Origin of the sequence: uncultured Campylobacter sp. (genome assembly GCF_938017775.1) — a bacterium.
Taxonomy (GTDB): domain Bacteria; phylum Campylobacterota; class Campylobacteria; order Campylobacterales; family Campylobacteraceae; genus Campylobacter_B.
In genome coordinates, this window is record NZ_CALIIU010000060.1 from 1 (window position 1) to 13,148 (window position 13,148).

At 50.2% G+C, this 13,148-nt stretch carries 10 protein-coding genes and 1 pseudogene; 3 read left to right on the top strand and 8 right to left on the bottom strand.

Annotated features, from left to right (window positions below):
* Nucleotides 1-513: 513 nt before the first annotated feature.
* From hemE to Q0537_RS08370, 5 genes are all read right to left on the bottom strand, one after another.
* A complete protein-coding gene (gene hemE / locus Q0537_RS08350; RefSeq protein WP_299227036.1) occupies nt 514-1,560 on the bottom strand; it encodes a uroporphyrinogen decarboxylase in 1,047 nt (348 codons plus the stop codon).
* A gap of 458 nt (nt 1,561-2,018) precedes the next feature.
* Nucleotides 2,019-3,047: an aspartate-semialdehyde dehydrogenase gene (locus Q0537_RS08355; RefSeq protein WP_299227038.1), complete on the bottom strand. Its 1,029-nt coding sequence runs from the start codon at nt 3,045-3,047 to the stop codon at nt 2,019-2,021.
* Complete coding sequence (gene gyrA, locus Q0537_RS08360) at nt 3,040-5,772, bottom strand: DNA gyrase subunit A (protein WP_299227057.1); 2,733 nt, start codon at nt 5,770-5,772, stop codon at nt 3,040-3,042. The genes Q0537_RS08355 and gyrA overlap by 8 nt, the downstream gene beginning before the upstream one ends.
* Nucleotides 5,773-5,822: 50 nt before the next feature.
* Nucleotides 5,823-6,440, bottom strand: a complete 618-nt coding sequence (locus Q0537_RS08365) for a ComF family protein (protein ID WP_299227040.1) — start codon at nt 6,438-6,440, stop codon at nt 5,823-5,825.
* Entirely contained in the window at nt 6,441-6,989 is a 549-nt protein-coding gene (locus Q0537_RS08370; protein WP_297949356.1) for a YajG family lipoprotein, read from the bottom strand.
* A 92-nt stretch (nt 6,990-7,081) separates the two neighbouring features.
* Between Q0537_RS08370 and Q0537_RS08375 the strand changes: the two genes are divergently transcribed.
* Nucleotides 7,082-9,163, top strand: a complete 2,082-nt coding sequence (locus tag Q0537_RS08375; protein WP_299227043.1) for a DNA polymerase III subunit gamma/tau — start codon at nt 7,082-7,084, stop codon at nt 9,161-9,163.
* Between the two features lie 18 nt (nt 9,164-9,181).
* Here the strand turns inward: Q0537_RS08375 and Q0537_RS08380 are convergent, their stop codons facing one another.
* From Q0537_RS08380 to Q0537_RS08390, 3 genes are all read right to left on the bottom strand, one after another.
* Nucleotides 9,182-9,457 (bottom strand): hypothetical protein, encoded by a 276-nt coding sequence (locus Q0537_RS08380; RefSeq protein ID WP_299227045.1) that lies wholly within the window; start codon nt 9,455-9,457, stop codon nt 9,182-9,184.
* Nucleotides 9,458-9,472: 15 nt separating this feature from the next.
* A complete protein-coding gene (locus tag Q0537_RS08385) occupies nt 9,473-9,760 on the bottom strand; it encodes a hypothetical protein (RefSeq protein ID WP_299227048.1) in 288 nt (95 codons plus the stop codon).
* Between the two features lie 67 nt (nt 9,761-9,827).
* Nucleotides 9,828-10,724: a radical SAM protein gene (locus tag Q0537_RS08390; protein ID WP_299227051.1), complete on the bottom strand. Its 897-nt coding sequence runs from the start codon at nt 10,722-10,724 to the stop codon at nt 9,828-9,830.
* Between the two features lie 498 nt (nt 10,725-11,222).
* Here Q0537_RS08390 and Q0537_RS08395 point away from each other — a divergent pair, with 498 nt between their 5' ends.
* Together Q0537_RS08395 and Q0537_RS08400 are read left to right on the top strand one after the other, a co-directional pair.
* On the top strand, nt 11,223-12,281 hold the full coding sequence (locus Q0537_RS08395) for a DUF3137 domain-containing protein (RefSeq protein WP_299227054.1): 1,059 nt from the start codon (nt 11,223-11,225) through the stop codon (nt 12,279-12,281).
* Between the two features lie 102 nt (nt 12,282-12,383).
* Nucleotides 12,384-13,107 (top strand): annotated as a pseudogene (locus Q0537_RS08400) (IS1595 family transposase).
* The last annotated feature ends 41 nt before the right edge of the window (nt 13,108-13,148 follow it).

Sequence of the window (13,148 nt, forward strand, 5' to 3'; positions counted from 1 at the left end):
GCGAGGTCACGGGCCCGAAAATATATCTCATTTTTGCTCCATGATTTGATTTGCGGGGTTTGCTTGCTCGCAGAATTTCGCTTTGAATTACGCTTTAAATTTTGCTTCCGCGCGCCAAAATTCGGCGCCGCTTTTATACGAAATCTCACTTCTGCGCACCGCCCCGCTACGGCGAAATTTTAAGCTTAGAGTTTTGAATTTATCCTTAAATTTAGGGCGTGCGAGCCATAAATTTAATGTGCGGGCTAAATTTAAACCCTCAGGCTTACGATATTTTACGCCGTCGCAGATACAGCGCGTAAAATTTTAAGCCCCGCTCGGCATAAAATTTTAAACTACGGCTAAATTTTAAAATTTAGAGTTTTGCGTTTCGTGAGCTGTTTTAGCGGCGTGAAATTTGAAATTCATGAACAGCGGAAGCAAAGCAAGCGACCCGGGCGAGTGAAATTTTAAATTACGGTTTTATAAAATTTCACAACGACGCGCCGCAAGCAGGCTCTCGCAAAGTCCAGTTTAGCGCGCGCTTAGCTCGTGCACCAGATCCACCAGATATTTGGCGTTTTGCACGCTTACGTCGGGCAAAATTCCATGGCCTAGATTAAAGATATGCGCGACACCCTTCATCGCCGTTAAAATCTCGCGCACGCCCGATTCTATCGCGCCGCGATCGTATAGCCGCATCGGCTCCAGGTTGCCTTGAAGCGCAAATTTGCCCCCGAGCTGCTCGCGCGCAAGCTCAATCGGAGTGCTCCAATCCACGCCCCATACGTCAAAGCTCGCCTCGCCTCGCTGCTCCGCGATACGGCTCAGCCGCGATATCTGCGCGCCCGTGCCTTTGGCAAAGACGATGAGCGGGATATGCGGGAATTTCGCCTTTAAAAATTCCGTGATTTCTAGGATGTATCGCCAGCCGAACTCCTCGTACGCGCTCGGCTCCAGCGCGCCTGCCCAGCTGTCGAAGATCTGCACCGCATCGACGCCCGAGCCGATCTGGCGCGCCAGATAAAGTTTCGTCGCCTCCGTAACGAGGCGCAAAATTTCATGCAGAAGCTGCGGATTTTCGTAGAGCATCCTTTTGCAAACGGCGTAATTTTTACTGCCGCCGCCCTCGATCATATAGGTAGCGATCGTCCACGGCGCGCCGCAAAAGCCGATGAGCGCTTTGTCCGCGGCAAGGCGAGAGCGAGTAAGCGAGATCGTATCATAAACGTATCCGAGCTCCGCAGCGGCCTTTTGCGGATCAAGGCGCGCCAGATCGTCCCGCGAGCGGATCGGATTGCTAAAGCGCGGCCCTTCGCCCGCTTCGAAGCGCAGATCCATCCCCATCTGCATCGGCACGACCAAAATATCGCTAAATAAAATCGCCGCATCGACGCCTAAAATCTCCACGGGCTGGATCGTTACCTCGCTAGCGGCGCGGTAGTCACGGCACAGACTCAAAAAATCGCCCGCCCTCTCGCGCACAGCCATGTATTGCGGCAGGTAGCGCCCCGCCTGGCGCATCATCCAAATGGGCGTGTATGGGGTCTCTTTGCCGAAGCATGCGTCGATGAAAACCATTTTTATCCTTTAAATTTAGCTGTTTCGTCGCGCCGTGTTTAGCTCGCAAATATGTGCCGAAGCGATCTGCGCGAATAAAATTCCGCCGAGCCGGAAATTGAGCGCGCTTAAATTTAGATGCTCGGCGCGATTTAGATTACGGTGCGCCAGGATCGCTCAAATCTAGATTTGCGGCGCGGAATTTTGAAGCGAGCTTTTATGCACCGATCTGCGCGCCTAATTTATAAATTTACGCGGCGCGCGGTGAATTTTATAAAAGTTCAGATCCGCGCCGATTTAAGCGGCGCAAAATTTTAACGCTCAAGCCTGCGAGGCGCCGTAAAGCTCCGGCGCGATCCTGCGGCGCGGCGAAATTTAAGCATCCGAGCCTATGGCGTCTAAAATTTCATCGTTAAATTTCGTGCACAGATTGCGAAGCTCCGAAATTCTGCGCCGCGAAATTTAACGACCCCGACGCCTTATTTTTGCTGCATATCGATCCAGCGAAGTGCGATGCGCACGGCATTTGTAGCCGCTCCGACGCGGATCTGATCGGCGCTGCACCAAAGATGCAGAATTTTATCGTCGAAATTGTCCCTGCGGAGCCTGCCGACGTAGGTCTCATTTGTGTCGCTCGAAAGCAGCGGCATCGGGTACTCGTTTTTGCTTGGATCGTCTGCAAGCACGATGCTAGGCGCGTTTCTTAAAATTTCGCGCACGCGGCTAATCTCGAAATCCTTTTTAAATTTAATCGTGATCGCCTCGCTGTGGCTGCGCAGCACCGGCACGCGCACGCAGGTAGCCGAAACGGCGAAGTTTTTATGCAAAATTTTCTGCGTTTCGTTCACCATCTTCATCTCTTCTTTGGTGTAGTCGTTATCCAAAAACACGTCGATGTGCGGGATGACGTTAAATGCTAGCTGGTGCGCGAAAACTTTAGGTTTGCACTCATCAAGCTTAAATTCAAAGAATTTTTGCAGCTGAAACACAAGCTCTTCCATACCCTCTTTGCCTGCGCCGCTGGCGGCTTGGTAGGTGCTTACGTCCACGCGTTCTATTTCAAACGCATCGTCAAGCGGCTTTAAAATTTGAACCATCTGAATGGTCGAGCAGTTCGGATTGGCAATGATGCCCGTTTCTTTCCACAGCTCGATATCCTGCGGATTGCACTCAGGCACGACGAGCGGGACGTCTTCTTGCATACGAAAGTGGCTCGTATTGTCGATCACCACTGCGCCGCTTGCCGCCGCAAATGGCACGTAATGCGCCGAAATGGAGCCGCCCGCGCTAAAAAATGCGATGTCGATCTCATTTCCGTCGAAGGTGCTGTCGGTAAGCTCCTTCACGACGTATTCTTTACCGCGGAATTCCACCTTTTCGCCCGCGCTCTTTGCGCTTGCAAGCGGCAGTATGTCCTTTACGGGGAAGTTCATCTCGTCTAAGACGCGCAAAATCTCCTCGCCTACGGCGCCGGTAGCGCCTACGATGGCGATATTGTAACTACTCATCCTCTCCTCCTTTTAAAATTTCATCGCTAGGGCCGTCGCTTCGCGAATCTTTGCTATCTAAATTTGAATTTAATAAATTTTCATCCTGCACAAGCTCGTCCGCTTCGCCCTCGTCGCCCTCCTCGGCTTTCGGGCAGGTCGCGATGCTCACGACGTCGTCGCCCTCGACATTTACGACGATGACGCCGCTGGTGTTGCGGCCCGCTTTGCGGATGCTTTGCATATCTACGCGGATCATCTTGCCGCTGGTGGTTAGCGCCATAAGATCCATCTCCTCATCGACCATCACGACGCCGATGAGCTCGCCCGTGCGGTTGGTGAGCTTCATGCAGATGACGCCCTTGCCTCCGCGGTTTGTGAGGCGATACTCGCTCGCGGTCGTGCGCTTGCCGATACCCTTTTGGCTCACGCTTAAAATTTCTTGCATATCGCTTAAAATGAACGCGGCGCCGATGACCTCGTCGCCTTTTTCTTTAAATTTAATACCCTTTACACCGCGAGCGATACGCCCCATCTGGCGAATTTTATTTAGATTAAATTTAAGACACATTCCCTTTTTTGTAGCGATGAAGAGCATATTTTCGTTGGCGCTTTGTGGCTCGCCCTCTTGTGCGCCCTCGTCTTGCGAAATTTCATCTGAAATTTCATTCTCGCTTCCTTCTAAAATATCCTGCTCGGTCTGCTCTAGAATTTCCTCGGCCTCGCCGCCGTCCAGATCGTCGCCGCTTAGAGCGCCTCCTTTGTAGTTTTGCATCTCCTCGGCGCTATTTGGAGCGATGAGAGCGGTTACTAGCGTATCGTCCTCATCTAGGCTGATAGCGCGGATGCCGAGCGAGCGGATATTTTTAAACTCGCTTAAATTCGTGCGTTTTACGATGCCGTTGCGAGTGAAAAATACGAGCGACTTGCTCGGATCAAAATCGGTCGTAGGGATGATTGCCATGATCTTTTCGTCCGCGCCGAGCTGGATTAGATTTACTACCGCCTTGCCCTTTGCGGTGCGCGAGCCCTCCGGAATTTTATAGACCTTGAGCCAGTAAAGCTGCCCGCGGTCGGTGATAAACATAAGCGTGTCGTGGGTGTTGGACGTAAAAAAGCTCTCGATGAAGTCGTCATCGTATGTCGTGACCGCCACGCGCCCCTTGCCGCCGCGCTTTTGCTTCTCGTAAGTCTTGCTAGGCACGCGCTTGATGTAGCCGCGATGAGTGATCGTAACGACCATATTTTCATTCGCGATTAAATCTTCGATGTCGATATCCTCGTAGTCATCGACGATTTCGGTGATGCGCGGGCATTTAAATTTATCTTTAATCTCTAAAAGCTCATCTTTGATGATGCCCTCGATCAGCTCCTCGCTCTTTAAGATCGCATCAAGCCGCTTTATCTCGGCTAAAATTTCTTTTAGCTCCTCCTCGATCTTTTCGCGCTCAAGTCCCGTTAGGCGGCTTAGCCTCATATCCAAAATCGCGCCCGATTGCGCCTCGCTAAGGCCGAATCTGCTCATTAAATTTTCGCGCGCGACGTTGGTGTCGGCGGAGTTTCTAATCACGTCAATCACTTCGTCGATATTATCTAGCGCGATCTTTAAGCCCTCCAAGATATGCGCTCTAGCGCGCGCTTTTTGAAGCTCAAAAATTGTGCGGCGGATGATGACGGTTTTTCTGTGGTTCAAAAACAGTTTCAAAAGCTCTATCAGCGTGAAAATCTTCGGCTCTTTGCCGTCGATTGCGAGCATTATCACGCCGAAGGTCGCTTCCATCGTGGTTTGCTTAAATAGATTATTCAGCACGATCTCGCTCATCGCGTCGCGCTTAAGCTCGATTACTACGCGAATTCCGTCGCGATCGCTCTCGTCGCGCACCTCGGAGATTCCTTCGATCTGCTTTTCTTTTACGAGATCTGCGATCTGCTCAATGAGGCGCGCTTTATTGGTCTGATACGGCAGCTCGTCTATTACGATGACATCTTTACTAGCTTTTTTTTCAATATGGGTTTTGGCGCGAATTTTAACCCGCCCTCTGCCCGTTTTATACGCTTCGATGATCCCTTTTTTGCCGTAGATTATGCCGCCGGTCGGAAAATCGGGGCCCTTGATCTCGCCCATAATCTCCTCTAGGCTTGCGTTTTTATTCTCAAGCAGTATCAAAAGACCGCCCACAAGCTCATCTAAGCTATGCGGCGGGATATTCGTCGCCATTCCCACGGCGATTCCGCTTGAGCCGTTAAGCAGCAAATTCGGCACGCGCGCAGGCAAAACATCGGGCTCGTTTAAGCTCTCGTCGTAGTTCGGCACGAAATCGACCGTCTCTTTATCTAAGTCTTTTAGCAGCTCCTCGGCTAGCGGCGTCATACGCGCTTCGGTATACCTCATCGCCGCCGCTCCGTCGCCGTCGATCGATCCGAAGTTACCCTGCCCGTCCACGGAAGGGATTCTCATCGAAAAGCTCTGTGCCATTCGCACGAGCGCATCATAAACGGCGGTATCGCCGTGCGGATGGTATTTACCGATGACGTCGCCTACGATACGAGCGGATTTTTTGTATGGCTGGCGAGAGCCCACGCCAAGATCGTTCATCGCATATAAAATTCGCCTATGCACCGGCTTTAGACCGTCTCTGGCGTCCGGTAGCGCACGACCGATGATGACGCTCATCGAGTAATCAAGATAGCTCGTCTTGATCGATTCTTCGACGTCGATATCGATGATCTCCTGATTTTCAAACATATTTGATTGCATAAATATCCTTTTAAATTTTAAAGCGCGATTATAGCGAATTATTCTTTTGCATTAGCTAAAACCAAGCCGCATACGGGCATAAAGCCGCCCTGCATTAAAGTCTCGCGCGCTTGCAGCATGCTAAGGCCCGAAGTGATGATGTCGTCTACTAGGATCACGGGGAATTGCGGCGGGGTTAAAATTTTAAAATTTCGCTTATGTTTTAGGCGAAATTCCAAACTCTGCCCGCTGTATTTGACGCGGTTTTGCGCGCGCAGGCAGTGAAATTTCGGCTCCACGAGCTCGCTTTTTAGCGCGCGAGCTAAGATCGCCGTGTGCGAATAGCCGCTGCGAGCGTCATCATCCAGCGGCACGATGTTAAATTTAAAAACCCCGCCCGTTTTAAACATTTCGTAATTTTGCGGATTTGCTGAAATTTCGCGCTGCAGATGAAGCGGGAATTTCGCTAGACTTAAAGAGGCTATGCGCGCAAGCACCGCAGCGCCGTATTCGTGGTGTTTAGAAAGTATAAGCTCGCGAATTTCTGAGTAGCCGTAGTAGTAAAATACGCTAAAGCCCTCCACCTGCCGCATACTTAGACGGCATTCGGCTAAATTTGCGGCGCAAGCGGTGCAAATCATGCGCAGGCTAAATGCGCCGCAATTTACGCAGCGCATCTAAAGCGTCAAGATGATTTGATCGGCGGATTTTTTGACTATGTCGCCAAGCAAGCTTTGCACAAAAGGATTAAGCGATCTAGCCGTGCGAAGCGCGGTAAATTGGCTCTGATCCTGCGAAACGCGCTTAGTAGTGGTTTTGTTGCCCTGCACGATAGAAATCGCGATCTCGCCTCTTGCGCTCATATTTTCCTTCGAATAGCCGTTGATCGCTGCCGAGATGCTTCTGATATTTACGGTTACGATATTCGGGCTTGCAGGATCGATCCTTACGCCGCGAGCCTCAAGCTCCGCGCGCAAAGCCTTATCGAACCACGCCGAGAGATTGTTTTTTAAAAGCACTTCATCGACGAGTTTGCCGTCGTTGTCGTTTATAACGGCGATTACCATCTGATTTTCGCGCTGATCGTTGATCGCGTTGATATTTACCGACTTGCCGCTTACGGTCTGATCGGCCTTAGAGAGATACGGATTTAGGCTGATGACGCTGCTGGTTTGCGAGCAGGCGACAAAAAATAGCGCAAATACGCCGATTAAAAATTTTTTCATTTTGATCCTTTTTCTGAAATTCGGGCGCATTGTAGCACTAAATTTAAAATTTATAGATTTTTTTGTATCATTGTAAGATCAAAGGAGAAATTTTGCAAGCACTCGCTTTAAAATACAGACCCAAAAGCTTCGAGCAGCTCATCGGTCAAGACGCCGTCGCCAAAAGCCTCGCACACGCGCTAAATTCGGGCAGGCTGAGCCACGCATATCTTTTCAGCGGACTTCGCGGCAGCGGCAAAACCTCGACGGCTAGGATTTTTGCCAAAGCGCTTTTATGCGATAAAGGCCCCACCGGCAAGCCGTGCGAGATCTGCGATAACTGCGTAATGGCAAACGAGGGGCGCCACATCGACATCATCGAGATGGACGCCGCCAGCCACCGCAAGATCGACGATATCCGCGAGCTCATCGAGCAGACGAAGTATCATCCCGCAAGCGCGCGCTTTAAAATTTTCATCATCGACGAGGTGCATATGCTCACCAAAGAGGCCTCCAACGCGCTTTTAAAGACGCTTGAGGAGCCGCCTAGCTACGTAAAATTTATCCTTGCAACCACCGATCCGCTCAAGCTTCCCGTCACGGTGCTATCGCGCACTCAGCACTTTCGCTTTAAACCGATCGCCAAAAGCGCCGTCGTAGCGCACCTAGAGCAAATTTTAAAAACCGAAAACATCGCTTACGAAGAGGGCGCGCTCGAAATTCTAGCGCGCAGCGGTTCGGGCTCGCTACGAGACACGCTCACGCTCCTCGATCAGGCGATTATCTTTAGCCGCGAAGGCATCACGCAGCGCGCGATCGCCGATATGTTAGGCTTGCTCGATCCCGCTAAAATCGGCGAAATTTTAGACGTCGTGCTGCGCCAGGACCGCGCGGGCGCGATCGAGATCATCAAAGAGGTCGAAAACTACAACGCCGAGACGATAATCGACGAGATGATCGCAAATTTAAAGGATAAATTCCTGCGCCGCGACGCGAAATTTAGCCTGCTGATGTATGAGCGGTTTTTCCGCATTTTAGCGGGCGCTAAGAGCATGCTCGCCATCAGCCCGGACAACACCTACGCAATTTCTATGATGATTTTTATGATGATGGAGGCGGTAAATCTGCGCGAGATCGACGAGCTCGTAGAGGTCGGAAGATCCCTGGATCAAGGCGAGGGCTATCCTTCCGCTTCGGCGCCGAATTTAAACACACAAAGCTCCGCGCCGAATTTTAGGTCGAATTCCAACCAAAGTGCGACATTTGCGCCAAATAGCGAGCCGGGCGGCGCGGCTTTTGCACCGAGCGAGCAGGGTAGCGCGACAAGCGGCGTGCCTAGCTTTACGGCAGGCGCAAAACATCCCGTAAACTCCGGTGCGGGCGGTGCGGCAAAACAGAGCCCTGACGCAGGCGGCGAGATCAAACCGGACGCAGCGGCGCAGGCGCAAAATTCTAACTCTTCCATCAAAACGGGCGCTCAAAATGAAATTTACGAGAATTTTTTAGCCAAAATTTACGACCGCGATTACGATCTGGGCGAGAAATTTAGCAAGTGCGTGGAATTTTTAAAGTTCGAGCGCGGCACGCTGTATCTGCTCTCGCGCGCGCAGGGGCAGGACAGAGAGTACCTACGCAAGGGCTCTCGAGCGATAAATAGCGTGCTAAAATCGCTTTTCGGCGAGAGCGCGGCCATCAAGATCGAGCAAGGCGCGCCGCAGAAGCAAGAAAATTTTGCGCCGAGCGGCGCGGAAAACTCCACCCCAAGCAGCGAAGATAGCGCAGAAAAAGGCAAAGCAAAGGGCGCTACAAGTAGCGCAGAAAAACCGCTTGAAAATTCTAGCTCTACGACGAGCGGCGCGCAAAATTCCAAAGCAAGCGCGAGCAGGACCGCAAACTCCGAGCAGGATGAAATTTCAAACGGCGGCGAAAATTCCGAAGAAAATTTCGCGCCGAAAGAGGCAAAAACGCAAAAAAACGGCGCTAGCAGCGAGGGCGAAAAACAGCCGCCCAAGGACGATCTGTTAAGATCCACCGATCCGCAAAACTACGCCGCAAAGCCCCGCGATACAAGCAAGAGCGTGCGCGCCGCCAAGGCAGGCCTCGCCGAGCTCGCAAACGGCGCGCAGGACGGCAAGGAAATTTTGATCTCCGAGATGAATAGACTCTTCGGCGAGCCCACCAAAATCACGGAATAGCGCCCGCCGCGGATAAATTTACGCCGCGCCGCGCGATTTTAAATTTAAGCGTGTAAAAACGATATCGAAATTTACGCTACGAAGCGAGCCTACACGATTAAAATTTAGACTTTTAAAATTTTTACCCACTCCGCTCGGCGTCGCAACGGCGCTTGATCTTTCTAGGCAAACGGCTTCGGCGGGACGTGCGCAGCAAAGAGCCGCGCCTGCTAGCGCGAGCCTTAGGCGGATCCAAAAAGAGCGCGCGGCGCAGGCGGTGAAATTTTTAAATTTTAACGTAGCTTCATTTTTCATCATGCGAGCTAAATTTTATGCACCGGAATTCTGCGCGCCAGAATTTTCGGTATCGGAATTTTCGCCGCTTAAATTTTTAGCGCCCCGATCTTCGCCGCGAGAATTTTGCGAGGCGGAATTTTGCTCGCTCGCAGCTTCGGCGTTAGAGCTTTGCGAAGTGCTTTGGCTTAAATCGCGATCTGAAATTTTATCCTGCGAGCCTAGATGATGTTTAATCATGCTTTGATCCAAAAGTTCTATTCGATCGAGCTTGCCGTGTCTTAGGCGCACTACTTTGTCGGCAAATTTGGACGCAAAATTCAACCTGCGAAATCTCGATAAAATTTTGTTATTAAATTACGAAACGAAATTCTACCTCGCGATTCCGCCGCTATTTCTTGGCGATTTTATAGTAGCCGTCTTTAAAAACGACTTCGCCCGCATCCGCCAGACGCTTTAAAAGCTGTGCGCTCGCTTCGTCAAACATCGCCTCCACATCACTCGTACGCTGCGGACGGCGCGAGAGAGTGCGCAAAATTTCATCCTCGCTAAAGCTCAGCCTCTCGCTTGCGTATTTGGGTGCGGCGATGATATTTACGTTTTGATTTTCGATGAAAGTGGCCAGATAGCGCAGCTGCGCCTCGCTCACCCCCTCTGCGCGGTATGCGGGCGGGCGATCGATCGTACCGAGATCGACGCGGTGCGGATTGATACGCGCCAGAGCCGCATTCAGCGCCGCAAAGTCTTCTTGCGTGTCGTTTAGCCCGCGTACGACTAGGATTTCGATATCAAGCTCGCCGCGAAACTCGCGCGCAAAATCCGCGATTGCGCTTATGATATCCTCAGCGCTAATGCCTGCGTGCGGACCGTCCACCTTGCGAAAGCTTTTTGCAAGCACGCTATCTAGCGAAAATTTACAGATATCAAGCTTCGCTAACGCCGCGCTGTTTTCGCGCACGAGCGAGCCGTTTGATAAAACGAGTAGCTTCTGCGGCAGGCGCAGCGCCTTTAGCGCGTCCACGAGCTCTGCAAAGCGCGGATGCAGCGTAGGCTCGCCGTTTGCCGTGATCGTGATGACATCAATGCCCGCGTGGCTTTGCAGCGCAGTTTTCAGCTCGGCGATGACCGGACCTATCTCACAGGGCTCGCTCATCGCGCCTACCGGCTTGCCCGCGCCCAGCTCGCAGTAGACGCAGTTGAAGTTGCACTGCTTGCGCTGCGGGCTCAGATCGATGCCAAGGCTGCGCCCGAACCTACGCGAGGTCACGGGCCCGAAAATATATCTCATTTTTGCTCCATGATTTGATTTGCGAATGACGACATTTTTGGCGCAAGATTTCGCTTTAAATTTTACTTTGCGGAATTTAATTTGCAAAATTTTAATTTGAAATTCCGCATCGTGAAATTTTACTGAAATTTGCTTTTAAAAAATTTAGCTAGGAAATCCCGCTTTGAAATTTTACGTAGCAAATTTATACCGATCTTAAGCCTCGCGCCAATAACGCTTTGCATCAAACCTTGAAAATTCTACGTAGCAAATTTATGCCTTGGAATTTAACTTCCGTGCGCTGAAATTTGGCGCCACTTTTATGTGAAATTCCACTTCCGCGCGCCGCCCCCGCAGGGACGGAATTTTAAGCTTAGAGCTTTGAATTTATCCTTAAATTTAGGGGGCTGTGCGAAATTCATAAAAAATTCGCATTATGTGGGAACGAGCGAGCTTTGAAATTCCAAAATTCCTAGAATTTCGCTAAAATTGCGGACAAATTTTAAAAAAGGCGAAATTTTGACTATTTACGATTTGGAGCGCCTGCGACTGGACGCGAAAAAGCACGTAGAGCAGCTAAAGCTGCTCGCCGTCATAAGCACGGTGGCGCTGTTTGCGGTATTCGGCATCATCGCGTATTTCGCGCGCAGGCAAGGCGTGCAGAGCTTTAGCGCGACGATGCTTATGCTGCTGGCGGTCGCCTTGCTCGCCGTGAGCCTTAAAGAGGTGCATCTAAACGGCTGGCAAAAGGATCTCATCGGCACGGAAAATATTTTGAAATTCGGCGCGGTCGCGATCTCGTTTTTTATCTTCAAGTACTCCGCGGCCTTGCCGCGGGCGTTGATAGGCTTAGCCGCGCTTGCGCTTGGGGCGTGGCTAGCAGCGCGTCTTTACGCGCTCGGCGTAAAAAGCATGCAAGAGATCTTCACCGGGCGGTACCGCCAAAGCTACAAGCAGCACTATCTGGCGCCTTTCGTGCGCGAGCTCGGCTACGAATACGTCTCCTACGGCAGCGTGCCGTTTTGGCGCGTGGTGCAGAGCGATCTGTTCGAGTTCATCGAAAATCTGCGCGGCAACGACCGCGTGGGCGGCGCGTGGCAGGGGGTTAGCTTCGAGTTTAGCGACGTGAGTTTTTTTCATCAAAATTTGCAGCACGAGCTCGTAGGGGCGTTTTTCGTAGCGGAATTTAACAAACGCATCATCGCGCCCGTTTTCATCTATCCGCGCGAGATGCAAAGCAAACAGCACATCGATCTAAAGCCCGTTGCGATGGACAACGTGGAGTTTGCCGCGCGATACAAGGTGCTTAGCGACGAGCCGCAAAACGCGATGTACGTGCTAACGCCCGCATTTATGGAGCGATTTTTGGCGGTGGGCGATGCGCTCGGGGCGCAGATCTGGGCGAGCATCAGAGAGCGGCGGATACATATTTTCGTGTACACCGGGCGCGATAATTTCGAGCCCAGCGTCTATGAAAGCGTGCTGCGCCGCGACCCCGCAAGCGAGATCAAGAGCGAAATTCTAAGCTTTTTGAGTATCGTTAAAATTTTAAAACTGAATGTGAGGATTTGGATTTAATAAAATTTAAGCGGTATTTTTGCTAAAAATTTTAACTCTTAAAAGATAAGGCTCTCTTTAACTTAAGCTCACACAAAGGAGCAGTAAGTTACGATGAGAACTATGAAAAACAAGTATATCTATCGTTCCCGAATTTCGCAGAAGAAATTTAGAGAAATTCTCAAGTATTTTGCAGAAGACATAGAAGCATCAAAGATATCGAATTTAACTAAAATTTCAGAAGCAACCCTATGTAAAATCTTTAGGGAAATAAGAATTCTTATGTCTAAAGAGTGTGAAAATATAAGCAAATTTAGCGGTGAAATTTCCAGCTCGCAAGCTCGCCTAGGAGCTTCGCTTTGAGATTGATGAAAGCTACTTCGGAGCTAAGAGAGTAAGAGGCAAAAGAGGTAAAGGAGCGGCAAATAAAACTCCGGTGTTCGGTATGCTTAAAAGAGATGGTAAGGTCTATACCCAAGTAGTTAAAAACTGCTCTACTAGTGAGCTAATACCTATACTATTGCAATATAGCGAGCTTGATAGCTCTACTATCTATTCTGATTGCCGGAAAGCTTATGACGGATTGGTTGATTACGGAGCCTTGGCGCATTATAGAGTAAAACATTCAAAGAATGAATTTGCTAATGGTAAAAATCATATAAACGGTATAGAAAACTTCTGGGGTTATGCTAAACATAGACTAGCTAAATTTAAAGGGATAAAGAAAGAAAATTTCTTGCTTCATCTAAAGGAATGTGAATTTAGATATAATACTAAAGCTACACAGGAAGACCTATATCAGAAACTATTGAAATTGATAAGAGAGAATCCGCTTAGCTTATCTTGAGCCAAAATTATTAAAATACTTTGTAACTTTTAGGTAAATCG